At 61.9% G+C, this 26800-nt stretch carries 23 protein-coding genes and 2 pseudogenes; 14 read left to right on the top strand and 11 right to left on the bottom strand.

Annotation, left to right across the window (positions count from 1 at the left end):
- Positions 1 to 269 precede the first annotated feature (269 nt).
- The gene (locus tag FJ222_01585) at positions 270 to 1163 is read left to right on the top strand and encodes a DUF2156 domain-containing protein (protein ID MBM4163125.1); all 894 of its coding nucleotides are present in this window, start codon (positions 270 to 272) and stop codon (positions 1161 to 1163) included.
- On the top strand, positions 1160 to 1930 hold the full coding sequence (locus tag FJ222_01580) for a GNAT family N-acetyltransferase (protein ID MBM4163124.1): 771 nt from the start codon (positions 1160 to 1162) through the stop codon (positions 1928 to 1930). Before FJ222_01585 ends, FJ222_01580 begins: the two co-directional genes overlap by 4 nt.
- Here the strand turns inward: FJ222_01580 and fusA are convergent.
- Positions 1927 to 4014, bottom strand: coding sequence for an elongation factor G (gene fusA, locus FJ222_01575; GenBank protein MBM4163123.1), 2088 nt, complete (start codon positions 4012 to 4014; stop codon positions 1927 to 1929). The genes FJ222_01580 and fusA overlap by 4 nt on opposite strands.
- A 206-nt stretch (positions 4015 to 4220) precedes the next feature.
- Entirely contained in the window at positions 4221 to 5036 is an 816-nt protein-coding gene (locus tag FJ222_01570; protein MBM4163122.1) for a hypothetical protein, read from the bottom strand.
- 127 nt (positions 5037 to 5163) lie between these two features.
- On the opposite strand from FJ222_01570, the gene FJ222_01565 reads away from it, so the two are divergent.
- A complete protein-coding gene (locus FJ222_01565) occupies positions 5164 to 6342 on the top strand; it encodes a M28 family peptidase (protein ID MBM4163121.1) in 1179 nt (392 codons plus the stop codon).
- Between the two features lie 25 nt (positions 6343 to 6367).
- On the opposite strand, the gene FJ222_01560 is transcribed toward FJ222_01565, so the two are convergent.
- Entirely contained in the window at positions 6368 to 8587 is a 2220-nt protein-coding gene (locus tag FJ222_01560; GenBank protein ID MBM4163120.1) for a response regulator, read from the bottom strand.
- An 87-nt stretch (positions 8588 to 8674) separates the two neighbouring features.
- Positions 8675 to 9844 carry a methionine biosynthesis PLP-dependent protein gene (locus FJ222_01555; protein MBM4163119.1) on the bottom strand — a complete coding sequence of 390 codons (1170 nt, stop codon included), beginning with the start codon at positions 9842 to 9844 and terminating at the stop codon, positions 8675 to 8677.
- Between the two features lie 227 nt (positions 9845 to 10071).
- Between FJ222_01555 and FJ222_01550 the strand changes: the two genes are divergently transcribed.
- From FJ222_01550 to FJ222_01540, 3 genes are read left to right on the top strand one after another with little or no spacing between them, the layout of a single operon-like run.
- Positions 10072 to 11154 carry a sugar kinase gene (locus tag FJ222_01550; GenBank protein ID MBM4163118.1) on the top strand — a complete coding sequence of 361 codons (1083 nt, stop codon included), beginning with the start codon at positions 10072 to 10074 and terminating at the stop codon, positions 11152 to 11154.
- A gap of 24 nt (positions 11155 to 11178) precedes the next feature.
- The gene (gene gnd / locus FJ222_01545) at positions 11179 to 12630 is read left to right on the top strand and encodes a decarboxylating NADP(+)-dependent phosphogluconate dehydrogenase (GenBank protein ID MBM4163117.1); all 1452 of its coding nucleotides are present in this window, start codon (positions 11179 to 11181) and stop codon (positions 12628 to 12630) included.
- 16 nt (positions 12631 to 12646) lie between these two features.
- Positions 12647 to 13930: a DUF2088 domain-containing protein gene (locus FJ222_01540; GenBank protein MBM4163116.1), complete on the top strand. Its 1284-nt coding sequence runs from the start codon at positions 12647 to 12649 to the stop codon at positions 13928 to 13930.
- Positions 13931 to 13940: 10 nt separating this feature from the next.
- Here the strand turns inward: FJ222_01540 and FJ222_01535 are convergent, their stop codons facing one another.
- The 7 genes from FJ222_01535 to FJ222_01505 form a co-directional block, all read right to left on the bottom strand.
- The gene (locus FJ222_01535; GenBank protein MBM4163115.1) at positions 13941 to 14669 is read right to left on the bottom strand and encodes a hypothetical protein; all 729 of its coding nucleotides are present in this window, start codon (positions 14667 to 14669) and stop codon (positions 13941 to 13943) included.
- Between the two features lie 11 nt (positions 14670 to 14680).
- Positions 14681 to 15460 (bottom strand): DNA repair protein RecO, encoded by a 780-nt coding sequence (recO, locus tag FJ222_01530; GenBank protein ID MBM4163114.1) that lies wholly within the window; start codon positions 15458 to 15460, stop codon positions 14681 to 14683.
- Between the two features lie 309 nt (positions 15461 to 15769).
- On the bottom strand, positions 15770 to 16450 hold the full coding sequence (locus tag FJ222_01525; GenBank protein MBM4163113.1) for an ABC transporter ATP-binding protein: 681 nt from the start codon (positions 16448 to 16450) through the stop codon (positions 15770 to 15772).
- A gap of 10 nt (positions 16451 to 16460) precedes the next feature.
- Positions 16461 to 17708, bottom strand: coding sequence for an ABC transporter permease (locus tag FJ222_01520; GenBank protein MBM4163112.1), 1248 nt, complete (start codon positions 17706 to 17708; stop codon positions 16461 to 16463).
- On the bottom strand, positions 17705 to 18112 hold the full coding sequence (locus FJ222_01515; protein ID MBM4163111.1) for a DUF4920 domain-containing protein: 408 nt from the start codon (positions 18110 to 18112) through the stop codon (positions 17705 to 17707). Before FJ222_01515 ends, FJ222_01520 begins: the two co-directional genes overlap by 4 nt.
- A complete protein-coding gene (locus FJ222_01510) occupies positions 18109 to 18807 on the bottom strand; it encodes a hypothetical protein (protein MBM4163110.1) in 699 nt (232 codons plus the stop codon). The genes FJ222_01515 and FJ222_01510 overlap by 4 nt, the downstream gene beginning before the upstream one ends.
- Positions 18808 to 18812: 5 nt before the next feature.
- On the bottom strand, positions 18813 to 19994 hold the full coding sequence (locus FJ222_01505; protein ID MBM4163109.1) for a hypothetical protein: 1182 nt from the start codon (positions 19992 to 19994) through the stop codon (positions 18813 to 18815).
- 516 nt (positions 19995 to 20510) lie between these two features.
- Here FJ222_01505 and FJ222_01500 point away from each other — a divergent pair.
- The 8 genes and pseudogenes from FJ222_01500 to FJ222_01465 all read left to right on the top strand — a co-directional run bounded on the left by FJ222_01500 (position 20511) and on the right by FJ222_01465 (position 26791).
- Positions 20511 to 20663: pseudogene (locus FJ222_01500) on the top strand (CsbD family protein).
- Positions 20664 to 20894: 231 nt separating this feature from the next.
- Positions 20895 to 21182, top strand: a complete 288-nt coding sequence (locus tag FJ222_01495) for a hypothetical protein (GenBank protein MBM4163108.1) — start codon at positions 20895 to 20897, stop codon at positions 21180 to 21182.
- Positions 21183 to 21211: 29 nt separating this feature from the next.
- The gene (tal, locus tag FJ222_01490; GenBank protein MBM4163107.1) at positions 21212 to 22351 is read left to right on the top strand and encodes a transaldolase; all 1140 of its coding nucleotides are present in this window, start codon (positions 21212 to 21214) and stop codon (positions 22349 to 22351) included.
- A pseudogene (locus FJ222_01485) lies at positions 22348 to 22656 on the top strand (hypothetical protein). The gene tal and the pseudogene FJ222_01485 overlap by 4 nt, the downstream one beginning before the upstream one ends.
- 40 nt (positions 22657 to 22696) lie before the next feature.
- Positions 22697 to 22882, top strand: coding sequence for a hypothetical protein (locus tag FJ222_01480; protein MBM4163106.1), 186 nt, complete (start codon positions 22697 to 22699; stop codon positions 22880 to 22882).
- Positions 22883 to 22914: 32 nt separating this feature from the next.
- The gene (locus FJ222_01475) at positions 22915 to 25284 is read left to right on the top strand and encodes a phosphoketolase family protein (protein ID MBM4163105.1); all 2370 of its coding nucleotides are present in this window, start codon (positions 22915 to 22917) and stop codon (positions 25282 to 25284) included.
- 56 nt (positions 25285 to 25340) lie between these two features.
- The gene (locus FJ222_01470; GenBank protein MBM4163104.1) at positions 25341 to 26012 is read left to right on the top strand and encodes a histidine phosphatase family protein; all 672 of its coding nucleotides are present in this window, start codon (positions 25341 to 25343) and stop codon (positions 26010 to 26012) included.
- Positions 26013 to 26110: 98 nt separating this feature from the next.
- Positions 26111 to 26791, top strand: a complete 681-nt coding sequence (locus tag FJ222_01465) for a superoxide dismutase (GenBank protein MBM4163103.1) — start codon at positions 26111 to 26113, stop codon at positions 26789 to 26791.
- Positions 26792 to 26800: the final 9 nt, after the last annotated feature.

The following is a 26800-nucleotide window of genomic DNA, read 5'->3' as shown; positions in this document are numbered from 1 at the left end:
CTCCCTATCGCATCGGCCCCGGTGCACCGTGCACCGCCGCAGAAATCACGAGACCCCCGGGCTAGAATCCTCAGAATCCTAGGGACAGAGAAATAGTAGCATATATTTTCAAACCTTGTGGAAATAATGATTTCCAATGATTTCCAGATGCGACGCAACGAAGGAAAACGCTACCCCGGGGTGGCGCATTCGCGAATCGTGAATTGCCCGTTGCGGGTGGCTGTGTTACCATTCGACCCATGAAGCGCCTTCTGCCGGTCTAAGCCGTGATGAATTCGACACCCCTACAACCCGTTTCATTGGATCAGCGCGGCCTGTTCGAGGCGGCCCTAGCGGTGCAGGGCCGCTGGAGCTGTGAATGCAACTTCTGCAACCTGTTCATCTGGAGCGGGGTATACGACACCGTCCACACCGGGATCGCCGGCCGTCGCGTGGTCTGCAACCGCCGTGTCAGCACGCTGCTGTTTCCGTTCGGCGAGCCGTTCGAACCTGTAGAACTGGAGGCCGTTCGGGCTGAGATGGCCGAACGCACCGGTTTGCGGCTGGCGTGGGGCGATGTGCCGCAGGAGTATGTCACGCGCCACGCCGATGCGTTGTCCGCGCGTTATGCGGTGAGCACGACGGAGGACGAGGACGACTATCTGCTGCGGACAGCCAGCGTGGCGGCCCTTGCTGGCCGTGGCCATCAGAACACCCGGCGTCTCATCCGCCGCTTTGACGAACACGTCCCGGGGTGGCGTGGTGTTCCGATCACCCCGGTCAATCGGCAGGAGACGCTGGAGCTTGCCCTGCGAGCCGATGCCGCGCATCCGGCGGGCGCGCTGTCCGACGAAGCCGACGCCTTGCGGCGAGCCTTCGCCCATTTTGATGCGCTCGGTCTGGAAGGGCTGGCACTCGCCGCCGCCGATGGCGCACTTCTCGCCTGCTCGCTTTTCAGCTTCACCCGGTCCGAGATCGGCAATGTCCATTTCGAGAAGGCCGATCGGCGTATCCCGGGGGCGGCTCAGGCGATGCGGGTGGCGGTGGCACGCCATCTGGCGAACCGCTGCGTCTGGCTTAATATTGAGCAGGACATGGGCATACCGGGCTTGCGCCGCTCCAAACGATCCTACCTCCCCGAGCGGCGGCTGCCGCGCTACCGGTTGGAGCCGCTTTTCACATGAACACCACATTCCGGGAACTACTGGCTTTCCATATCGAGGCCCAGCGCGGCATGTTCATCGACGAGGCGGCGCGGGCCGCCGACGGTTCGGGCGTGTGGATCTTCTCTGCGCACGAGTCCGATCCGACATGGAATCTGTTTGCCGTGCTCGATGCCGACGTGGCCCTACGACACGAAGCTCGCATCGCCCGCGAATTTGAGGCGCGGGGCCGCGAGCCGATCTGGTATCTCGCGGACCGTGACGAGGCCGCGCAGACCCATCCGCTGCCCGCCCCGTGGCGTCGTTTCAGCGCCGACCGCTGGATGGCGCGCGACGGCGCCGACCCGGCGCCCCCGATGCCCGGCCTCTCGCTCACGCGGGTTGAGACGGCGGCCGACGCTGAGATCTTCAACCGGCTTTACGCCGATGCGTTCTGGGACGGGGATCCCGACCCCGGCGCGTCTGTGCCGATACCGGACAGCGTGCCGGACGCAGGCGGATGGATGGAAATCCGCCACTGGCTCGTCCGAGAATCGGGGGTGCCGAAGGGTCTGCTCTCAGCCGTGTCTCGAGGCGGCCTGACCGGGCTCTACAATGTCGGCACGCTCCGCTCGGAACGCGGGCGCGGCCTGGGCCGCGCGCTGCTGCAGATGGGGTTGGCGGAAGAGGCGCGGCGCGGGGCCACGCGCTTCTTCCTGCTCACCGAACGGGACAAGCCGCTGGAGGCGTTTTACAACCGGTTCGGCTTCCGCACCGTCACCACGGGCGGGTATTATCGAAAGGGCTAGCCGCGGATCTTGTTTTCCTTGCGGCGCTTCTCGATGATCGTCTCCGTCAGCTCGTAGGGCACCGCCTCGTAGCGTTCGAACGCCATCACAAACGAGCCGCGGCCCTGCGTGAGCGTGCGGATCGTGTTGGAATAGCCGAACATCTCGCCAAGCGGCACCGTGCCGTTGACCAGCTTCGCGCCCCCCTTGTCCTCCATGCCCTCGACGCGTCCGCGGCGCTGGCAGAGCGAGCCCGTGGCCGCGCCCATGTAGTCTTCGGGTACCGTCACTTCGACCGCCATGACCGGTTCGAGCAACTCCGGAGCGCCTTGCATAAAAGCCTGGCGGAAGCAGACGCGGGCCGCCTCGATGAACGCAAACTCGTTCGAGTCAACCTCGTGATAGGAGCCGTCGTAGACGATGACCTGCACATCGACCACTGGATATCCCGCATACGGGCCGGATTCCAGCGCCTTGATGACCCCCTTCTCCACAGCAGGAATGTACTCGGTAGGAATCGTTCCGCCCTTGACCTCGCTGACAAACGAGAAGCCCGTGCCGGCCGGCTGCGGGACGATCTTCAGACAGACATGGGCATACTGACCGCGGCCGCCCGACTGCTTGACATGCTTGTATTCGCCATCGACCGCTTGGGTGATCGTCTCGCGGAAGGCGACCTCGGGGCGGCCAACCTCGCAGGCCACGTTGAATTCCCGGCGCAGGCGATCAACAATGATTTCGAGATGCAGTTCGCCCATTCCCGAGATGACGGTCTCGCCGGTCTCGCGGTCATACTTCACAAAGAAGGTCGGGTCTTCCTCGGCCAGCGTGTGCAGCGACGCGCCCAGTTTATCGTTGTCATTCCGCGTCCCCGGCCGGATGGCGATCGAAATCACCGGCGCCGGGAACTCGATGTTCTCCAGAATGATCGGGTGTGCGCGATCACACAGCGTGTCGCCCGTGCGCGTCTTGCCGAGGCCGACCACGGCGACAATTTCGCCTGCGTTCGCCTCGTCGATCGCCTCCTGCCGGTTGGCATGCATGCGCAGCAGGCGGCCGACGCGCACATCGATGTCCTGCGAGCTGTTCTTGAGTGTGTCGCCGATCCGCAGGGTCCCTGAATAAATGCGGATGAAAATGATCCGGCCCATATGCTTGTCCGACATCACCTTGAACGCGAGGGCTGAGAACGGCTCATTGTCGTCGGGCTGCCGCACCTTCGTCTGATCATCGTTGGCATGGACCGCGCCGACATCCAACGGCGAGGGGAGAAAATCGCACACGGCATCCAGCAGCAACTGGACGCCCTTGTTTTTGAAGGCTGTTCCGCAATAGACGGGGACGATCGCACGGGATACCGTTCCCTTCCGTAGACCGGCCAGGATGTCCGCCATGGGGAGATCGCCCTCGGCAAAGTACTTCTCCATCAGGGCGTCATCCTGCTCGGCGGCCTTCTCAACAATATTCTTGCGCCATTTCCGGCACTCCTCCAGCAACTCAGCAGGAATCTCCGCATAGACAATCTTCACGCCCTTGGACGCCTCATCAAAGATGCACCGCCGCATGTTCAGGAGATCGATGACGCCCGCGAACGCCTCGCCCTGCCCGACCGGATAGACCATCGGCACAGGATTGCCGCCCAATTCGCTGCGGATTTCGTCGATCACCTCGAAATAATTGGCGCCGACGCGATCCATCTTGTTGATGAAGCAGAGTTTCGGCACTTCGTATTTCTCGGACTGCCGCCACACTTGTTCGCTCTGCGGCTGGACGCCGCCCACGGCACAAAACAGCGCGACCGCGCCGTCGAGCACGCGCAACGACCGCTCGACCTCAGCCGTGAAATCCACGTGGCCAGGGGTGTCGATCAGGCTGATCTGATGGTCGCGCCAGGTGACGACCGTTGCCGCCGACGTGATGGTGATGCCGCGCTCCTGCTCCTGAACCATATAATCCATGGTGGCGGCGCCGTCATGCACTTCACCGATCTTGTAGTTCTTTCCCGAATAAAACAGGATGCGTTCGCTGCAGGTGGTTTTGCCGGCGTCAATGTGAGCCATGATGCCGATGTTACGTACGTGAGTTAATGGGGTGCTGCGCGCCATAAGGAGTCTCCTTAAAAAAATGAGGCATGAGTATAAGGCAGATTTTGACGGGCTGCAATACCTGATTTTTGATCGTTGAGTCGTCTCCCGGGTCAACGGGGATTGCGGACGGTCTCCCGTCCCCTTTCCCAATGGCCCGACGTCAAAAAAAAACGGCGCCGGATAGCGGCACCGTTTTCTTTTGACGCAACGGGCTTCGGGCCGTGTTATTCGGAAAAGCGGATGCGACCCCACGTCGCAATACTGTGGTGGTACCAGTTGTCATACGTGGGAGACCAATTCACATACCGGTTGTCCGCTCCGCCGTTCTGGATGACAAGCTGGACGCGCCACAGGTCGCCAACTTTCGGTTTTTTTTGCCCGTTGGGCAGCATCAGCGACGTGTACGGCAAGCGGATCTCCGCTGTCCAGCCAGCGTCTTTCTGCTCGGAATCGTTCAGCGTCCCCTGAATCTGGACGGCCGTCTCGTAGGCGGGCAGATTATATTCCTTCATGAACAGGATCTTGTACGGCGGCAGCCGCTGATAGAGCGGAGTGTCTTTGGCTGGTCGCAGGATGAATAGATCGGTGAACCCGTTTAACGGATTGACGTGAAATTCAAAGAAATGGTGGTCGTCGTTATGGACGTCGAGAAAGACTTCGACGAGATCATTCGGGGCATCCAGGTTCACGTCGTCACGTCCGGCGCCCACCGCTCGGATGTCGTCGTCGGTCACATCAAACGCCACGTAGACATTCGCATCATCCCATGTGAGGCGCGCATAACCAATGGGCGTCTCCAGCGTCTTCCCGTTCTTGTTGTGCAGCACGGCGATCGGGAGCTTCGCGGCGGTCTGCCACGCCTGCTCGTCCAACTTGCCGTCCACGACCATCGCACCGGCCGCTTTCTGAATCGTCGCCTCCTGCGCCGGCATCCGCTCCCCGGCGTCGGCCATCGCACACCCGGCGGCGCCAAGCCCGCACGCCAGCGTCGAAACAACTCCCATGCGGAAAAGACGTGTTTGAGACCTGTGAATACGCATAGCCACTTCCTATCGTTTGGACTGTTTGCCCGGGCCACCTGACCCGTGCGTCGGTCACGCACGTGAGGATACGGCATAGACGGGGCTGAGCGCAAGACGGATATGAAGACCTCCAGCAATTCTAATTATGGCAGCCGCTATCGGGATCCAAATCGGGATCGAGACCGAAATCGACGAGAAAGCAAGAAATTCGCCCCCGATAGCGATTTCGATTTCGACTGTACGGATGTGCTCAAAATTAGAATTGCTGCACGCCCCGTCCCGGGGATTGACATCCCGCAGCCTTGCGCCTACGCTATCCGCCATGCGCATTTGGATCGATAGTCTCCGAACGATGAGTCGACGCCATCCCGTCCCGCTTTTCCGCAGGCTTGCCCTCGCACTGCTGGTCGCGCTCGTCTGCGGTTGCCGTCGGCAGGCCCCAATCACTGAGGTCCTTTCGCCGTTTACCGCTGCGGAGGCAGCCGATGCATTTGATCAGACGGCCCGGTTTGTCGCCCTCGGTCCGCGCGCCGCCGGCACGCCGGGGGGGCGCCGCGCTGCCGACTATCTGGAGCGCGTGCTGCGGACGGCGGGTGCCTCCACGGCCCGGATCGCGTCATTTGAGGACGCCACCCCGTCCGGCGTCCGCACCTTTCACAACGTGCTGGCGACCTTTCCGGCCGCGAACCCGCAAGCCCCCTGGATCGTTCTGCTCTCGCACTTCGACACCAAGCGCGATGTCCCCGGCGACACAGACGAGACCCCCTTTGTCGGCGCCAACGACAGCGGCTCATCCACCGGGCTGCTGCTGGCACTCGCCGCCCGTTTTGCTCGCCAGTTCCCGACCCAGCCCCCGCCGTGCAACATCATGATCGCCTTTCTCGACGGCGAGGAATGCGCGGTCGCGTACAGCGACCGTGACGGTCTCCATGGCAGCCGCCGTCTCGCCCGCGACCTCCGGCGCGAGGGCCTGCCCGTGCGCGCGGTCATCCTCGCCGACATGATCGGCGACCGTGACCTGCTGCTGGAGATCCCCCGGAACGGAACACCGGATTTGCGCCTGCTCGCCCTCGCGTGCGCCGAACGCCTCGGTATCCGCCAGCACGTCACGCTCGGCAGCAGCATCATCCTCGACGACCACCAGCCCTTCCTCGACCAGGGATTCCCGGCGATCAATCTGATCGATTTCGCCTTTGGCAGCGCCCCGGGCCTGAACGACTACTGGCACACGCTCCAGGACACGATGGACAAGCTCGACCCCAAAAGCTTCCAGATCACCGGAAGCCTCATCATCGCGATGATGAACGCCCTCTGCGGGCTGTGACCGGCGGATACGCCTTCATCGACTTTCATCCGGCCAATGAGTCCGTGAGGCGAACGCCCAGCACCCTTTCAATCGTGTCGCGCAGTTCCCGCATGTTGTACGGCTTGCCGATGAAGGCTTGGGGGCTTTCCGGATGATCGCCCGCCAGAGCCCGCGCCTCGTCATAACCGCTGGCCAGTATGACAGGCACATCGGGACGCAGCGCCCGGAGCGCGGTCAGCGTCGCCCAGCCATCCATGTGCGGCATGGTCAGGTCGCAGAGGACGCAGCCAATTTCGGATCGATGTTGCTGGAACAGCTCCACCGCCGCCGCGCCGTTGTCCGCAAGCAGGACCGTCAGCCCGAGATTCTGGAGCATGATCGCGACCACATCGCGTATGGCCGGGACGTCCTCGATCACCAGCACCGGGCCGGTTTTCGCGCTACGAGCCGCCAGCTCGCCCGGGGCCTGTTGCGGGGGCGGGATCGTGCGCTCGGGCCGGTTGAGGCCGGCTGAGGCCAACGCCATATAGACGCGGAACGTACTGCCCTTCCGTATCGCGCTCATAACCGTGATGCCCGCGTCGTTGCCGCGGAGCATGCCGATCACCACGGGCAGGCCCAGACCCCGGCCAGTGAACTTGGTGGAGAAGAACGGATCAAACAGCTTTTCCTTGTCGGAGTCGGCAATGCCGCAGCCCGAATCCTCGATTTCCAGGCAAGCGTACCGGCCGGCCTGCGGCTCCCATTCCAAGGGGAACCGGTCGGTGTCCGGAATGTCCACCCGTGAAACCGTCTTGACGGCCAGACGGATGGTCCCCGCCTGGGTGCCGATGGCCTCCTGGGCGTTGGCAATCAGGTTGATCAGGATTTGCCGGATCTGGCGCGAGTCCCCCAGAACGATGGGGCCCGGATCGGGCAGATCGGTTCTGAAATGAATGTGGGTGGGCAGATCGCGCCGGATTTCCGGCAGGCGTTGCCGGCAGAGTCCGGCCAGATCCATCGGCTCATGAACGCCGTTCATCTGGCCGAGGTAAGTCATCATCAACGTGCTGATATCCGCCGCTTGGCGGGCGCCCTGCATGGCCTGGATCAGATACGATCCCGGTTCCGAATCCTCGGGCATCGCACGCATGGCGAGCTCCAGGTTGCCCATCACCACCATCAACTTGTTGTTGAAGTGGTGGGCAACGGCGCCGGCCATGCGATTCAGCCCTTCAGCTTTCAACAGTTTGGACCTCTGAACAGCGTACAGGGTCTTCTCCTCATCCGTCTGTCTGCGCATCAGCCCGGCACCGATGTACGCCGCTGCCTCTTCCAGGAGTTCCACGGTCTCGATCGTGAATCGTCCCGGACGGCGGTCGTTGAGCTGGATCAAACCCATGATCTGGTCCTTGTTGCGGATGGGCACCAGCGCCATGGAGGCGAAGCCCTGATGAATGCAGACATTGCGCGGGTGCAGGCGCGGATCCTGCTCGGCTGGAAGATCCAGCAACGACCGCGCATCGTCGGTCCAGAAGCTGCCCCAGGGCGTGAAGAGCGGATGGGCCGGGTTGGTCTTTCCGGTCAGGACCAGACCGCAGGCGCATTCCAGTTGGACGCGGCCCTCCCGATCACAGCATGCCGTGACTTCCGCGTCACGCGCGATCAGCGAGTTCTCCGTGCGCAGAAAATCATCGGAGAATCCCTCCTGGGCGAAATAGGGAAAGTCCTCCCCGTCATGCAGGCGAATGCCCACGGCATCGACTCCGGCACGGCGCTTCACTTCGGCGACGACGAGCGGGATGGTCTCCTGCAGCGTGCCGGTCTGGTTGAGGAGTTGCAGGATCCTGCTGCCGATGCCGCGATAGGTCTCGGCCCGCTTGCGCGCGGTGACATCCAGAACGGATGACTGGTAACCGATCACGCGACCATCTCTCTCGTGCACGACCGTGGCCAGCCCATTGGCCAGGAAGGTCGTACCGTCGCCACGCCTCGCGGTATAGTCCCCCTCCCAGCAGCCGGTCTCATTGAGAGACGCCAGAATGATCGCGCACTCACTCGGATCGTCGAGAAAATGGGAGATAGGCTTGCCGATCACGTCATCCCGGTCTGCATACCGCCAGAGGCGCAGGAACGCCACATTGACATCCATGAGCAGGCCGTCCAGATTGGCGATGCTGATGGCAGTGATGGAATCATTGAAGACCAGGTTCTTGATCCGCAGCAGATCCTTGGCCTGTTGCTCCTCACCGCGCGCCTCTTGCGATTCTTCTATCGCTTTCATAGACCCCCACGATCTCCTGTCGGCAGGCAGACGCACCCGTGTCGATCATTTTCAAAGGAGTCACCGCGAGAAGCTAGCAGATCTTCGTCAAACGCGCAAATCCGTCTTTCGCTCGAATGCGGCGGAAAAGTCAGCGGTCAGGTCTTCGACGGTTTCGAGGCCTGCGGAGAAGCGGATGAGGCCGTCGGAAATGCCGCGCGCCAGACGTTCGGCGGATGGCATGGCGGCGTGCGACATCGTTGCGGGATAGGAGAGGATGCTCTCGACACCGCCGAGGCTGACCGCCACCAGCGGCAGCCGCACGCGCTTCAGGAAGTCGACGGCGGCGGCGCGGTCGGCCAGTTCGAACGACACCACGGCACCAGGACCCGATGCCTGGCCGGCGTGAATCGCGCAGCCCGGGTGGTCGGCCAGTCCGGGGTAAAAGATGCGCCGCACCTGGGGGCGCTGCCGTAGCCAGGCGGCCACGGCAGTGGCGGTGCGCTGCTGCGCCTCGAGGCGAACGGCGAGGGTCTTGATGCCGCGGAGGAGGAGCCAGGCGTCCTGCGGACCGAGGATCGCGCCAAAGGCGTTTTGGATGGTGCGCAGGCGGCGGCCCAGTTCGGCCTCGCGCGTTATGGCCAAACCGGCGATCAGGTCGCTGTGGCCGCCGAGGAATTTGGTGGCGCTGTGCAGGACGATGTCGAAACCCAGGTCGAGCGGCCGCTGCAGCAAGGGGGTCATGAAGGTGTTGTCGGTAATGGCCAGCAGGCCGTGTTCGCGGGCGATGGCGGCCATGGCCCGCAGGTCGGTGATTTGCAGGAGCGGATTGGCGGGAGACTCGACGAAAAGGGCGCGTGTGGCGGGGGTGACTGCGCGGCGGACCTGCTCCGGGTCGGTGGTGTCAATAAACGTGACATCCAACTTCCACCGCCTGAAGAGGGTGGTCAGAATGCGGTAGGTGCCACCATAAATGTCACGCCCCACGATCAGATGGTCGCCGGGAGCAAAGAGGAGCAGGGTGGAGGAGATGGCGGCCATGCCCGAAGCGAAAGCGAGTCCCTGCGCGCCGTTCTCAAGGCTGGCGACCGTCTCCTCCAGCGCGGCGCGGGTCGGGTTGCTGCTGCGGGCGTAGTCGTAGCGTCCGAGGTGCTCCGGATCCTCCTGGTGGAAGGTTGACACCTGATAGATGGGAACGCTCGATGCACCGGCCACCAGATCGTGGCGTGAACCCGCATGGGCGAGCCGGGTGGACAGGTGTGCGGAAAGTGGAATCATAATCATGTTTGATTGTAGCCCTTGTGCGTTTTGGATTCAAGTGAATTCTTGGGCATACTGAGTGCAGAACCGACGAAGGAGGTTTTGCACGCGCCTCTTGGGATAGAAAAACCCGTTGACTGTTGATTTGTTCCCCCGCATAATACCCCCCGCCTGCAGAGCGGGGCGCAGACCCCATGACGTTTGTTTTCGTATATTCTTAAGTATTTAATAATAAGGAGCTTACAATGGATTATGGAATGGCCATCAAGCCGGTTGGCGCGCTGGATTTTGTTTCCCTTGGCGCGCTGGTGCATCGGCTCGATTCGGGTGTGGTTCCGTTTCGCAAGGCGACGGAATGCCGGATTCATGTCAGCGGCGGCGAATTCAATGTCGCGGCCAATTTGTCGGACTGCTTCCGGCTTAAGACCGGCATCACGGCGGCGATGGTGGATTATCCCGTCGGCGATCTGATTGCCGAGCGCGTGCGCGCCATGGGCGTCCGTCCGTTCTACAAGCGCTTCGAGCACGATGGCGTGAACGGTCCGAACATGGCGACGGTTTTCAGCGACCGAGGCTGCGGCGCGCGGGCGCCGGTGGTGTTTTACAACCGCTGCAACGAGGCCGCCGCCCGGCTCCAACCCGGCGACTTCGACTGGAGGGCCATCTTTGCCGACGGCGTGCGCTGGTTTCACAGCGGCGGCATCTTTGCCGCGCTCTCCGCCACGACGCCTGCGGTGATCGTGGAGGGGATGAAGGCGGCCAAAGCCGCCGGCGCGGTGGTTTCCTTTGATCTGAACTATCGCGCAAAGCTGTGGAATATCCTCGGCGGGAACCAGCGGGCCGTGAGCGTGCTCGACCCGATCCTCCGCCACGTGGATGTGCTGGTCGGCAACGAGGAGGACCTGCAGCTTGGGCTCGGCATCCCCGGACCGGAAGCGAGCGCCCGGACGGGTCTCGACTCCGCTGCGTTCATCGGCATGATCGACACGGTTGTCCGGAAGCACCCGAACATCAAAGTCGTCGCGACGACCCTGCGCGAGGTGCACTCGACGAATCGCCACCGGTGGAGCGCCGTGGCCTGGATCAACGGGACCGTCGCTCAGGCACCGGTGCTCGATCTGGATGTGTACGACCGGGTCGGCGGCGGCGACGGCTTTGCGGCCGGCCTGTTCTATGGCCTGCTGAACGGCGTGTCGGCTGACGACGCGGTGCGTCTCGGCTGGGCACACGGCGCGCTGCTCACCACCTACCCCGGCGACACCACGATGGCGACGCTGGACCAGGTGAAGGCGTTGGCCGCAGGCGGCTCGGCTCGGATCCAACGGTAATTTCAATTAACACGGGAGAATCACATGAAGGCAGACATCGGCTTGATTGGCTTGGCGGTAATGGGCGAGAACCTGGTGCTCAACATGGAGAGCAAGGGGTTTACGGTGGCGGTGTTCAACCGCACGGTTGAGAAGGTGGATGCGTTTATCGGCGGACGCGGGGCCGGCAAGAAGTTCATCGGGTGCCACAGCATCGCGGCGTTGTGCGCCAGCTTGGAGCGTCCGCGCAAGGTGATGATGCTGGTCAAGGCGGGCCGGGCCGTGGACGAATTCATCGAGCAGATCATTCCCCATCTCGAGCCCGGCGACATTATCATTGACGGCGGCAACAGTCATTTTCCCGACACCATTCGCCGCGCGCAATACGTGGAAAGCCGGGGGCTGCTGTATGTCGGCACGGGCGTCTCGGGTGGCGAGGAGGGCGCGCTGCTTGGCCCGTCGATCATGCCCGGCGGTTCACCCGCAGCCTGGCCCGCCGTGAAGCCGATCTTTCAGAAGATCGCGGCGCAGACCGACTCCGGCAAGCCCTGCTGCGAGTGGGTCGGCGAGGGCGGCGCCGGTCATTTTGTGAAGATGGTTCACAACGGCATCGAATACGGCGACATGCAGATGATCTGCGAGGTTTACCAGGTGATGAAGGATGGCCTCGGCCTCACCGCCGATGAGATGCACGCCATCTTTGCCGACTGGAACACGGGGGAACTGGACAGCTACCTGATCGAGATCACCCGCGACATCCTGGGGTACCGGACCGAGGCGGGCGAAGCGGTGCTGGAGAACATTTTGGACACCGCCGGTCAGAAGGGCACCGGAAAATGGACGGCCGTGGCCGCGCTCGACGAAGGCCAGCCGCTCACGCTGATCGGCGAGGCGGTCTTCGCCCGCTGTCTCTCGGCGCTCAAGGACGAGCGTGTGGCGGCTTCGGCGCAGCTCGCCGGCCCGGCAGCGACGACGTTCACCGGTTCCCGTCAGCGCTTTGTCAATGACCTGAAGCAGGCGCTCTACGCCTCGAAGCTGGTCAGCTATGCGCAGGGGTATCAACTCATGCGCGCGGCCGCCCAGTCCTACGGCTGGAACCTCAACTACGGCGGCATCGCGTTGATGTGGCGCGGCGGCTGCATCATCCGCTCGGTGTTTCTCGGCAAGATCAAGAAGGCGTTTGACCACAATCCGGGTTTGACCAACCTGCTGCTCGACCCGTTCTTCAGCGGCAAGATGCGGCGCGCCCAGGGTGGCTGGCGGCGGGTCGTCCGCATGGCCGTGAAGCTGGGGATTCCGACCCCTGCCATCAGTGCGGCGCTGGCCTATTATGACGGCTACCGCTGCGCGCGACTGCCGGCGAACCTGCTGCAGGCCCAGCGCGATTATTTCGGCGCCCATACCTATGAGCGCACGGATGCGCCGCGGGGCCAGTTCTTCCACACCAATTGGACCGGCCGCGGCGGCAGCACCGCCGCATCCACCTACGTCGTGTGACGGGAGTCCTGCGCCTATGATCATACAGTGCGGAGAACAGGTTTCTATTTCGAGCGAGGAACTGCGCGCGCTGGTGTTAAAGACCCTGGATTCGCGCCCCGAACCCCTGCGCCGCGTGCTTCTGCTGCCACCGGATCACACCCGTCTCAATTCGCAGGCGGGGCCGATCACCGCGATGGCCTACGAGGCGCTGACGGCCCGGGGCGTGCGGGTGGACGTGATGCCGACGCTGGGCACGCACAATGCCATGACCGAGAAGCAGCTTCGCCTCATGTTTGGCGACACGATTCCGTTGACGGCATTCCTGGTGCATGACTGGCGCAACGGGATTGTCCGCGCAGGCGAGCTTCCGGGATCGCTGCTCGCCGAGCTTTCCGGCGGCAAGGTTGCGTATTCGGTCGGGGTGGAGGTGAGCCAACGGCTGTTCAAGGGTTACGACCTGATCGTGTCGATCGGGCAGGTCGTGCCGCACGAGGTGGTCGGCATGGCCAACTACACCAAGAATATCGTCGTGGGCGCGGGCGGGGCGGACATCATCAACAAATCTCACTTCTTGGGCGCGGTCTGCAACATGGAGACCATCCTCGGCCGGGCTGATACGCCGGTGCGCCGGCTTTTCAACACGGCCGTTGAGACGTTTTTAAAGGATCTGCCGATTACTTACATACTCACGGTGGTTGAGCAGGATGCCGTCACGCGGCAGATGCATCTGCGCGGTTTTTATGCCGGGGATGATGCGCAGGTGTATCGCGAGGCCTGCGCGCTGGCGGCCCGGGTAAACATCAACCTGCTCGAACGCGAGCCCCGGAAAGTGGTGGTCTATCTCGATCCGCATGAGTTTCAGAGCACCTGGCTCGGCAACAAGGCGATCTACCGCACGCGCATGGCGATCGCCGACGGCGGCGAGTTGGTCGTGCTCGCCCCGGCGCTCAAAGAATTCGGTGAGGACCCGAAGATCGACGGGCTGATCCGCAAATACGGCTATCGCGGAACTCCCGCCACGTTGAAGGCGGTTGAGGAGAATGAGGACCTGCGCGGCAACCTGGGCGCGGCGGCCCATTTGATCCACGGCTCGTCGGAGGACCGCTTCCACATCACCTATTGTCCGGGCGACGGGATGGGACTGGACGCGGTGCGCGCCGTCGGGTTTGATGCCAGTCCGTACGCGGAGATGGCCGCGCGCTACAATCTAGATCGGCTCCAGAATGGCTGGAACCGGATGCCGGATGGAGAAGAGGTCTTTTTCATTAGCAACCCCGCGCTCGGCCTCTGGGCATACCGGGCGAAGTTTTCGGGATAGTGGTGGCTGGTTACTCGGCGGCCATGACCTCTTCGAAGACCAGATCCGGGAAGGCGCATTGGATGGTGGCGCTTGCGACGAGTTTCCGGTAATAGTCGTTTGCCGCCTGTTTGGCCTTGCTTCGGATGACGAACTGGCGGATTTCAGCCGGCTTCGGCTGGGCATCGGGACGGAGGCGCGCCAATTCAGCGGTGGCAGCCGCAATCTCTTCCGTCGTGGCCGACACCGTTCGAGGCACCTGCTCATTCAGCAGCTTGTCAATGTAGAGACTCTCCTCGAACTCGGCGCGCGTCTGTTCCGGCCCCAGCGGAGAACGGGTGAAGAAGTCGTTCGTCGTCCAATTCCGCCGGGCCATCAGCGGAACGAGTCGCGCAAGGGCGATCTGGCGGTCCTGTTCAGTCACCACGATCCGCTGCTGCCGCGCTTCTTCCAGCAGCAACTGGCGCATCACCTCGATCTTCACGGCGCGGCGTCGGAAATGGTCGAGCGCCTCGGGTTCTTGTTCCGGGGCAAACGCCAGATGGTTGAAGGTCTTCTCGTCCTGAAGAAAGGCCCGGGCGCGGCGATCAACCGCTTCCCAGGTCACCGCAAAGCCGTTGATGATCACGGCGAGGCTCTCGGGATGGTTCTTCAACGACTGCGGGTCGGCCAGCGTCCCCTTGTTCGAACACCCCGTGGCCAGGGTGACGGCGACGAGCGCCAAAGCGAGCGTGGTGGAAATCATCGGGATGCGTTTCATGGGCAGTCCTTTCACAGGTCAGCGGTCGCGCCGGACACAGGCGGTTCGGCGAGCAGGTCAAACGTCACCTGCCGAGCGGCGGGCGGAAGATCGAGGTGGTAGCGGATGAACAGTCCCAGGAACCGGCGTATGCCCAGCGCAACGTCGCCGCTGTGCGGGAGCTGCAGGGCCGATTCCGGAGACAGGTGGCCGCTCAAGGCCGCCACAACGTCGCGGTGGAGGGTGATCGAGGGTTCCAGGATGGCGGCGGCCGATGCATGGGCGCAGAGCAGCCGGCCCGAGGCGAGTGAAAACCGGAGCCAGTCGCGTTCCGGGGTGTGACAGCCCGGGCAGCGCGCGAGGTCGGGGAGAATGCCCAGCCGGTCGAGCATGGCGATCTCAAAGGCGAGCAGGTGTCCGGTTCCCGGAGTCTGCGCGCACAGGGCATCGAGTGACTGGCTTAACAGGGCGAAGAGGGCCTGCGCCTCCTGCATGGGGACGGTGACCGAGGCGGTCAGATCGCAGAAATAGGAAGCTGCCGCTCCCGCGCGCCAATCGGCGTGGAGCGGTTCGCGGATTTCCGATGGCGTGCATTCTCGGATGGCGTGGATGCCGCCCCGGTCGCGCGCATAGAAGAGCAGCTCGCAGGTCGCGCCGACGTCGTATTGACCCAGAAAAGCGCTTTTGGGCCGGCAGGCGCCCTTGACCGAGGTCACCGTCCGACCGTGATCCGGGGTCAGCCAAGTCACCACATGGGACGTGCGAGACCAGGGGCGGATTTTAAGCGCGATCGCCTGAGATTTAACCATCATGGCTGCCCGGACGGGCCCCGAAACCCGGTTTGATCGGTGGCGGGTGAGGGACGCGCACCCCCGACAGACCGATTAGGATTGCGTTGAGTATAACCCCAATACAACACACAGGTTGAACCTGTTGTGATTGCGTTGACAGCAGTGCCCCCCGTTTGGATAATTGCGCGCTGTTCGAGCGACAAAAGACCCAAAGCAAGCAGCGGGGCAAGTATCGCATGAAAACTGAAGGATGACAAGCGACACCTTTCTTTCTTCTCCCCAAAGTGCGGCACCTGCTGCACCGGCGGGCTGACAGGACGCGCAGCATCCTCACGCGCCCTGTTTCACACGTCCGTCTTCCAGTGTGACACGGTGATCGCATCGGGACGCAAGCGCCAGGTTGTGCGTGGTCAGCACGAGCGCAACGCCCTCCTCGCGCACGGCCTTGACAAACAGATCCATGATCGCACCGCCCGTCTGACTGTCCAGGTTGCCCGTGGGCTCATCGGCGATCAGCACGCGCGGCCCCGTGACAAGCGCCCGCCCGATGGCCACCCGTTGCATCTGGCCGCCCGAAAGTTCTTTTGGAAGATGGGTTGCCCGGTCAGCCAAGCCCACCGCATCCAGTACCCGCGCCAGAGCGTCTGGATCGGCTTTCCGCCCCAGGAATAAAAGAGGCAGGGCGACATTCTCGGCCACGGTCAGCGTCGGGATCAGATGAAATTTTTGGAAGACATACCCCAGGGTGCCGCGCCGGATGTTCACCAGCTCGTTTTCGGGCAGCCCGTCGACGCGCCGGCCATTGATGGTCAGCGTGCCGGCGGTCGGCGCGTCCAAAGCCGAAAGCAAATTGATCAGCGTCGTTTTTCCCGAACCGGATGGCCCGAGAATGCAGACGGACTCGCCAGGGCGAACATCGATATCCACGCCATCGAGCGCACGCACCGTTTCGCTGCCCCGCAGATAGAAGCGGCACAGACCACGTCCCGCGACAATCACGTCTCCGTTCATCGATGCCCCCTTATTCGTTGGCGCGAATCGCCTCCACCGGATGCAATTCCGCCGCGCGGCGCGCCGGCCAGATGCCCGCCAACAAGCCGAGCATGACGGACCCCGACACAGCCGCGCCCAGCAGGCCCGGGGTGATGCGGACCAGCCCCTGCGTCACGCCGATGTTCAACAGATGGCGCAGCGCGGCATCCGTGGCCCCGGCGCCCATGGCCGCCAGCAGGCAGCCGACAACCGCCCCGGCCAGACAGATCAGCAAGGTCTCCGTCCAGATCAACCGGAAGATCTGAATGCGCGTCGCACCGACGGCCTTCATGATGCCGATCTCGCCCATGCGCTCGTAGACACTCATCAGAATCGCGTTGATCACGCCAATCACCGCCACAATAACAGCAATCACGGCCACCGCCGCCACCATGGTCTGCGCCGTGCCGACGAGCGACACCAGCGCGCCTTTCACCTGCTCCAGGCTCACCACCTGCACCTCGGGAATGCTCATCCATCGCCCCTCAAATTCGCGCATGCGGATGCCGTTGAACTCGCGCAGCTTGATGCCGATGATCGTGAGTTGCCCCTCGCGCCCAAAAATCTGCTGGGCCGTCTTCAGCGGCAGAAAGACCGTGCCGTCGTCCTGGGAGCCGCTCCGCTCGAGCACACCGATCACCCGGAAGGCATGCATCACCGGCACCGTTTTGCCATTGGGCGTGATGGATGCATACAACACATCGCCCACCTTGCGCTGCTCGTACTCCGCCGCCTCAAACCCCATGACCACCTCATTGGTCGCATCCGCAGAAAACCACCGCCCGCCGTCATATCCAGGCCCCTGCTTGAAAGTCAGCCAGGGTTTCATCACCCGGAACGAAACCTCGTCCACACCCGACAGGATGGTCCAGGATGCGGCTGATGGCGCGTCGTCGATCGACGATCCCTGTTTTTCGGCGATGCCGATGAAGATCGGAGTGATCGCCTCAATATCGGGGTCATTCTTGATCTTCGCGTGTGCATCTTCGGGCAGATAGAGCAAACCCGTGCCGCCCTTGAGCATCATCGTCGCCGCCTCATACGGACAACCCTTGGCCATGACCATCACCTGAAAACCGAGTTGCTCAATGCTCCCGGCAATGGCCCGCTTGTAGCCCAGATTGAACCCGCCCAGACTCACCGACACCGCGACAGCCAGCGCAACCCCGCCCGCCGTCAACGCCGTGCGCACCGGACGGCGGACCAGATTTTTCCATGCGAAAGCCGTGAACGTCATGGAGCGTCCTTTTTTGTGAACGTTACGCGTGTGCCGATGAATTCGTAGGCAGCCCCTTTTTTGATCAACTCGCCTTCAGCCTCGGCGATGTTGCCGATGTTTTGCGGCAACTTGGGCAGGTAGTCGCCAAGTTCCACCTTGATGGAACGGCCCTGCCCGTCGTGTATGAAGAACCAGCACCCCGCCATGGGACACTGCCGTTCGATGGTTCCCTGCACGCGCACCGGCTTCCGCTGAAAGGCCTCCGGCGTTTCCAGCAGTTGCGCAATCGTCACAACCGGCGCGGATGTGAACGGCTCGCCAAAATGCGTTCCGTGACCGGCCTTGCGCCCGCATCCGGCGATCAGCACGCCCGCGACGGCTGTGGCCAATAGCATCCATGCGACGCTGCGGATAGGTTTCATGGTTTGTTCCCTTTCTTTTGGCGCGCCTCTTCGGCACGTTTGAAAAACGGTTCATAGCGCCGGTCGAACGCAAAGATGTCCAGCAGGATCAGATTCTTGCGAAGTCCGCGCAAGGTCGCGTCCCAATCCGGTTTCGCATCCTCGGGCAGCGCGGCCGGCGGCTTGATCCGGGCGATCTTGTCGGCCGTGTTGCCGGGCTCGACCTCCGCATAATAATCGTGCTTGTAGAAATCGGCCAGCGAAAGTCCGGTGAACTGATCGCGCGTCTCCCGGGCCCGCAGGATCGCGCCGCCCGGACTCTCCAGGCGCTGGAAAAAGAGCTTGCTGATCGCCCCTGTGGCGGGCTCGGCTGACACAAAGACCTGGATCACGCCGCCGCGCCCCGGCACATTGACGCCGTGGACGTAGCCAATCCGTTCCTCGCCTTTGAAGACCGAATAGAGGGTGTAAGGCGTATCGAAGGCTTCGTAGACCGGATCGAGTTCGCCGCCCATGCGTGCGTGGAGCGCTTCATACAGCTCCCGCCCCTGCGGGAACTTCGGCAGTTCCTTCACATCCTCGCGATACGAGGTCATCTCAGGGAAAAGGGACTGGAGGTCTCGCGCCGGATTGCTGAGCGTACATCCGACCGCCGCGCGCGACATCATCGGAGCCAACGCCAGAATCCCTGTCAACAGCAGCATGTGTGCAGTCATCACGCTCACCAATACCGGTAATAGTGAACCATGGCCAGCGTGTCGTCTGGACCGTCAGACGGCTGGAGATCTTGCGCCACCGCCAGGGCGACCCAGTGCAAGGACGCATTGCCCACGTCGTTTCGGAAGTACCGCGTAAGCACAAAGGTTGCCCGCGATTCCTCCGCATGGTCGTGTTCCTCTGAACCCTCGCGCCGGAAGTATTGCACGTGTGCCGCCACGCCCCAGCGCCGCCCGGGATTGAGCCAGTCCGCCTGCGTCAGTCCCGACAGGATGGGATCGCCGTCATCCGTGCCCATCGCAGCCTCGCCGGTCAGCGTAAAGGGGCCGATCGTGGAATCCATCCGTTTGCGCACGTCCAGACCCGCGCGGAAGGTCGTAATCAGGGGGTCGTTGCCGATCATTGACCCGGCCATCGCGTTGCGCGCCGGGGTATCGGCGCGTCGTGCCATGGCCGGGTTGTTCGTCACAGACGATTCCATGCGCATCCGGTCGTACTCGGAAACACGCTCGCCGGCCGCAACGCTCATCCCGACCTCAAGTCCGCGGCGGAAGAGCCAATCACTGTTTAGCGCCACGCGTGCGATCCCCATGCCCGTCTGACCCGCCAGCTTGAAATCCGGTCCTGCGCCCAGCAGGTAGCCGACGGTGTAATCCAGATCGTCCGTCAACGTGCCGTACAGAATCGCCTGACCGTCGCGATCCGAACCAAACAGGCGGTCATTGGACAGTTGCAGGATCGTCCCATGCGTATCGGTCTGCTGGTTGAGGCCAAAAGGCTGATAGAAATAGCCGCACCGGAGATTGAAGCGACCGGGGCCGCCAAACAGGTTATAGAAGTCAAGATACGCATTATGCGTTTCGTACTCCCACGGCGATGCGTCATGCCCCATCGGGTCGACAGATGTATCCCGCATGCGATCCCGGTAAACGAGACGTCCCTGATAGTCGACCGATGCCAGCGTGCGCGTCGCCGTGGAGAATCGCTTCTGCACCTCAAACCCCGCCGACAGTCGCGACATGATGCCGTCCGTCTCGTCACTCGTGGCAAACAGCAGATACACCTCCTTGCGGAGGAGCAGATTATCCGTCCACTGCGGTTCCGACAGGGCGGCGGCGTTCACCACGACCTGTGGCGCGGCCACAACGTCCGCAAAGGGATCCTCCCCGGCGGCCAGGGTCCTCACGCTCCCGGCCCCGACTGCAAAGACAATCAGTGTTTCTGCGATCCGCCTCACGGCTTGAAAGGCTATGGATAACAAATCACATTTCGGCTGGCATCGGTCCGCATTGGCCGAAATCATCCCGGAACCGGATGGGAGCAGGGAATGCATGAGGCTACCGTGCCAGAAACGGGTAAAGATGTCCAGAATATCTTTCACAGGGGCCGACACCTTTGCGGAGCTCGCGGGCAAGTTCCGTTTCGCAGTCGAGTCCGCCAGTGACCTGCCGTGTGTGGGCGACTGGGTGTGTGTGCAGTGCCACGCATCGGGCGGCCCCGCCATGATTCATAGCGTCGTCCCGAGGGTTTTTCTACCACCTCCCGACGCCCGTTGCTTGTTCTGGAGGGTGGCGCCATGTTGATCGACACGCCGGGGATACGCGCGTAGGGTTACACCCTATACCCGTGTGTTCAGCCGATGGTGTACGCTCTCGTCACCAACGAAAGAACCAACGTTCGAAACAAGAAAAGAGAGGGAATCATGAATGGATCGATAGAAGTAGCGAAGGGCCGAATCGAAGAAGCGGCGGGTACGCTGGTCAACAACGACAAATTGCGCGCCAAGGGCCAGATGGATCAGGCCATGGGACACGTCAAGCAGAGCGCGGAGGCTGGCGTCCGGAAAGCCAAGGACAACGCTCGTAAGTTCGTGGCGAAAGCAAAGGATATTGCCAAGCAGACCGTGGATGAAGCGGGGGACACAGTATAGCCGACCGCTCTCCTGTAGCCCCGGCGACAGAGACGGGCGTGCCATCAACGGCGCATCAGGATAGGTGCTGCTAAAAAGGGTGCCCGTTTATTCTTGGCTTCTGAGAAAAAGAAGGGGCTGGGATGTGTTGTTACGATATCATAACGGAGAAGAGCGATGGGATGTCTACTTGTAGTTATTGCTTTGGCCGTGCCTCGCGTTTTGATGGTCATCGCTTTCTTGATGACGGACTGGTTCAAACGCGCGTTTGAAACCCGGTTGTGGCCGCTCGTGGGCTTTGTGTTCATGCCGTATACCACCCTCGCCTACGTCGCGGCCATGCTGAACAACAATCACACGTTGACCGGCGGATGGCTGGCGCTCTTCATCGCCGCCTGTGTTGTCGACATTGTTCATTGGGGCGGTGGTGGCCATACGTACCGTCGTAAGTCACGCCGTGCCTGATTCCACGACCGTGTTACCGAGGCAACCCCATGAAGATCAATCCTGTAAAACACGTGGAAACACTCGGGCAGTCCATTTGGCTGGACTACATCCGACGCGACCTGATCGCAGGCGGCGAGCTCCGGCGTCTGATCGAAGAGGATGGACTCCGGGGGATGACCTCCAATCCCGCCATCTTCGAGAAGGCTATTGTGGAGAGTCACGATTACGACGAGGATATTCGCGACTTGGCGGTTAAAGGGAAGGGCGCTCAGGATATCTATGAAGCGATCACCCGGCGCGATGTTCAAAGCGCCGCCGATGCGTTCCGGCCGCTTTATGACCGGACCGACGGTAAAGACGGTTACATCAGCTTGGAGGTCAACCCTCATCTGGCGCATAACACTCCTGGCACGCTGATGGAAGCCCGCCGGTTGTGGAGTGCCCTGAACCGGCCCAACGTCTTCATCAAAGTGCCCGCCACAGTCGAAGGACTGCCCGCCATCCGGCAACTGATAGGGGAAGGAATCAACGTCAATGTGACCTTGATCTTTGGGCTGTCTCGTTACCGGCAGGTGGCGGAAGCCTACATCGCTGGCATCGAAGCGCGGTTGAGCCAAAGGCAAGCGGTGAACCACGTGGCCTCGGTGGCCAGTTTCTTTGTGAGCCGTATCGATGTGCTAGTGGACCCGCTGCTGAAACCAATCATCGAGAAAAACGGCCCAGCGGCAGATGTCGCGAAGGAGGCGCTCGGGCAAGTCGCAATCGCCAGCGCGAAGATGGCCTATCAGATATTCAAAGAGATCTTCGACGGCGACCGGTTCAGGAGTCTGGCGGCGCAGGGCGCTCACGTTCAGCGGTTGCTCTGGGCCAGCACGGGCACAAAGAATCCCGATTACAGCGACGTGAAATACGTTGAGGCCCTCATCGGACCGGACACGGTGAACACGGCTCCGGTCGAAACGTTCGACGCCTATCGCGACCATGGAGACGCGCAAGCCCGTCTCGAGAAAGATGTTGCCCATGCGGCACGGATCTTGAAGCGATTGTCGGATATCGGAATCAGTCTCGATGCGGTTACTCAGCAATTGGAGGACGAAGGCGTCACGAAGTTCAATCAGCCGTTCGACAAATTGATGGAGAACCTGATGCAACGGTCGTCAAAACAGCAGCCAAAGGGAAAGGCATGAACAATCCGGTTGGTGCAGACCCAACGACTTACAGCCTTCTGCCCGCAGATAGCGAGGGGTTCGCCGCACAGCCGGCGAACACAGCTTGGCACAGCCAGTCGGCTGAGGATGTGCTGAGCCGGCTTGAGTCCGCGGCGGTTGGGCTCTCTTCGCAGGAAGCGGCGCAGCGCCTTTCGACCAGCGGCCCGAACGAACTGAAGGAAGGCAAACCCATCAGCCCGCTTCGGATTGTGCTCGGCCAGTTCAAGAGCCTCCTGATCTGGATTCTCATCGCGGCCGGTGTTATCTCCGGCCTGCTCGGCGAAGCCGGTCTGGCGCATCTCCCTATTCACAAACGTCAATCTCATGCTCGTGGTTGCCCTTTCCTTCACCCTTCAGGTGTGGAGCCAACACAGCGCGATGCTGGGGCGCTTTCTGAAGACGTCACACATGCCATTCACCGATTGCCTGTTGCTGCTCGCCGTGGGAGCCATCCCGTTGCTCGTTCTGGAGATGGTCAAACTTGGGCGCCACGCCCGGCGAGAAGAATGAAACCGAGTCAGATGAAAAAGGAGAACTGAACCATGAAAACAGATACGCTGACGCTCGACCTGCTCCACAAGATGGATGCCTATTGGCGCGCGGCGAACTATCTCTCGGTCGGCCAGCTCTATCTGCGTGACAACCCGCTACTGCGTGAGCCGCTGAAGTCCGCCCATGTGAAAGCGATGCTGCTCGGCCATTGGGGGACCACGCCGGGTCAGAATTTCATCTATGTGCACCTCAACCGGGTCATCACGGAACACGATCTGGACATGATCTACATCTCCGGCCCCGGCCATGGTGGTCCGGCGCTGGTGGGCAACACGTATTTGGAGGGTACCTACAGCGAGATCTACCCCGACATCAGCCAGGATGAGGCCGGACTCCAAAAGCTGTTTAAGCAGTTTTCGTTCCCCGGCGGCATTCCCAGCCATGTGTCTCCGGAGTGCCCGGGCTCGATTCACGAGGGCGGCGAACTCGGCTATTCGCTCAGCCATGCCTTCGGCGCCGCGTTCGATAATCCGGAACTGATCGTCGCCTGCGTAGTCGGGGATGGCGAAGCCGAAACCGGCCCGCTGGCCACGGCCTGGCACTCCAACAAGTTCCTCAACCCGATCACTGACGGGGCCGTGCTGCCGATCCTGCATCTCAACGGCTACAAGATCGCCAATCCGGCTGTCCTGGCGCGCATCGAACCGGAAGAGCTGGAGCAACTGTTCCGCGGCTATGGCTGGACGCCCTACTTCGTGGAGGGCGACGATCCCAAAACCATGCACCAACGCATGGCCGAAGTCCTGGACAGAGCCGTTCAGGAAATCCGCCAGATTCAACGCTGCGCACGGGAAAACGGGGCACCCGACCGTCCGCGCTGGCCGATGATCGTCCTCAGATCCCCCAAAGGCTGGACAGGACCGAAGGAGGTCGATGGACTGCAGATCGAGGGCACCTTCCGGGCGCACCAGATCCCCATCCTGATTGATGCGGAGCATCCTGACCATCTCAAGCTTCTTGAAGACTGGATGAAGAGCTATCGGCCGGAAGAACTCTTCGATCAGAGCGGGCGTCTTATCCCCGAACTGGCCGAGCTTGCGCCCACGGGCGACCGCCGCATGGGGGCCAATCCTCACGCGAACGGCGGTCTGCTGTTGCGCGACCTGATGATGCCCGACTTTCGCGACTATGCGGTAGTGGTCCCGGCGCCGGGCGCCGTTCAAGCCGCCGACACGCACGAACTGGGGGAGTTTCTGCGCGAGGTGGTGAGCCTCAACAGCAAGCAACGGAATTTCCGCATCTTCGGCCCCGACGAAACGCTGTCCAACCGGTTAAATTGCGTTTTTGAGGTAACCAACCGGCAGTGGGAAGCCCGAACAAGGGACAATGATGAGTTTCTGGCAACAGACGGCTGCGTGATGGAAATGCTCAGCGAGCATCAATGCGAGGGCTGGCTCGAAGGCTATTTGCTCACCGGGCGGCATGGCCTCTTCAACTGTTACGAGGCGTTCATCCACATCATCGATTCGATGTTCAACCAGCATGCCAAGTGGTTGAAGGTCAGTGCCGAGCTTCCCTGGCGGCGCAAGATCGCCTCGCTGAATTACTTGCTCGCCTCGCATGTCTGGCAGCAGGCTCATAACGGCTTTACGCATCAGGACCCCGGCTTCATCGATCATGTGGTCAATAAGAAGGCGTCGGTCGTGCGTGTGTACCTGCCGCCCGACGCCAACTGCCTGTTATCGGTGTGGGACCATTGCCTCAGGAGCCGCCACTACGTCAACGTGGTGGTCGCCGGCAAATACCAGGCACCGCAATGGCTAACGATGGACGAGGCCGTGGAGCACTGCACCCGGGGGATCGGGATCTGGGAATGGGCGGGATGCGCTCGGGCAACAGAACCGGACATCGTGATGGCCTGTTGCGGCGACGTGCCCACGCTGGAAACGCTCGCCGCCGTTTCCATCCTTCGGAACCACCTGCCCGAGCTGAAAATTCGCGTGGTCAACATTGTGGACTTGATGAAGCTGCAGCCGGAAAGCGAACACCCGCACGGGCTGAGTGATCGGGACTTCGACGCCCTGTTCACGAAGGACAAACCGATCCTCTTCGCCTTTCACGGCTACCCGTGGCTGATCCACCGGTTGACCTATCGCCGCACGAACCACGGACAGCTCCATGTGCGCGGCTACAAGGAAGAAGGCACCATCACCACCACTTTCGACATGACCGTGCTGAACGATCTGGACCGTTTCCACTTGGTGCAGGACGCGATTCGTCGGGTTGGCTCGCTTGGAAATCGAGGCGCAACGCTGCACGCGCTGATGACCGACAAGCTGAGCGAGCATACGCGCTACATCGACCAGCATGGTGTGGACATGCCGGACGTGCGGAACTGGAAGTGGGGCGATCGATCATGAGTACCCGCGTATTGATCGCCACCGCAACGGCGCGGGTGGCTGACGACAAAGCCGTCATGACAAACCGCAAGACCAGTGAATATGGTTGTGCTCCTCAGTCGCTCAACATCTACTTCATCCGCCATGGCGAAACCGCGTGGTCACGCTCCGGCCAATACACCGGGAGCACGGACATTCCACTGACCGCCCATGGCGAAGACGAGGCGCGAGAGGTGGGGCTGCGGCTCCGGAACATCCTATTCACCCACGTGCTGACCAGCCCGCTCCAACGTGCGCGACAGACGTGCGCGCTGGCGGGGCTGAAGCCGCCGCCGACAATCGTGCCGGATCTGGCGGAGTGGGACAACGGGGATGATGAGGGGCGTACACCTGCTGAGATAGCCGCATCGCGGCCACGCTGGAATCTCTTTCGCGATGGCGCGCCCAACGGAGAGACGCCCGCTCAACTGTCCGCCCGCGCGGATCGCGTGATTGCCCATCTCCGCACGCTCGATGGCAATGTCGCGCTCTTCTCCCACGGCCACGTTGGCCGCGTGCTCGCCGCGCGGTGGATCGGCTTGACCGTCGCGCATGCACAACATTTTTTACTAAACACCGCATCGGTCAGCGTGCTCTGCTATGAACATAATCGCCCCGACCAACCCGCCATCGCCTCGTGGAACGCTCGGGCGCCCAGATCGATCGACCCGGCAACTGATCTAGCCGGTCTCGAAACAGGTCTCGGGTAATGTGTGTCTAAACTATTGCATTGCAGTAATTAGGTATCATCAAATCCAAACAAGGAGATCCACACATGAATCCGCATTTGAGTAAGAGTAGGTTGGCGATGGTGAGCCTGCTTCCGTTGACAGGCCTGTTGCTCGCAGCGAATGCGCAGGTACCCGCGAAGACTCTGGCCGCAGGCGGAGACGATCCCGCTTTCGTACTGCCGACGCTGCCCTACGCGCAGGATGCGTTGGAGCCGCACCTATCGGCGCGGACGCTGAGCGTTCACTACGGCAAGCACTATCAGACCTATGTGGACAATCTGAACACACTCGCGGCTGACACGAAGATGGCCGGTTTGCCTCTGGAAGAGATCATTCGGCAGACGGCGGGCAAACCGGATCAGGCGGGTCTGTTCAACAACGCCGCCCAGGTCTGGAATCACACGTTCTTCTGGAAGAGCATGAAGCCCAATGGCGGAGGCGCGCCGACCGGTAAGCTGGCGGAGCGAATCACCGCCACATTCGGCAGTTTCGATGCCTTCAAGGCCGCCTTTAGCGAAGCCGCCCTGACCCAGTTCGGGAGCGGATGGGCTTGGCTGGTGCAGGAGGGCGACACGCTGAAGATCATCAAGACGTCTAATGCGGATACGCCTCTCGCGCACGGGCAAACCGCGCTCCTGACCTGTGACGTCTGGGAGCACGCCTACTATCTCGACCACCTGAACCGCCGCAAAGATTTCGTCCAGGCATTCCTGGACCATCTGGTAAATTGGGATTTCGCGGCATCGCAGGTGAAATAGGGTTTTACC

The sequence above is a fragment of the Lentisphaerota bacterium genome, from assembly GCA_016873675.1.
Lineage (GTDB): Bacteria > Verrucomicrobiota > Kiritimatiellia > RFP12 > JAAYNR01 > VGWG01.
Note: the sequence above shows the minus strand (reverse complement) of the source record. Positions and strands in the feature narration are given on the sequence as shown.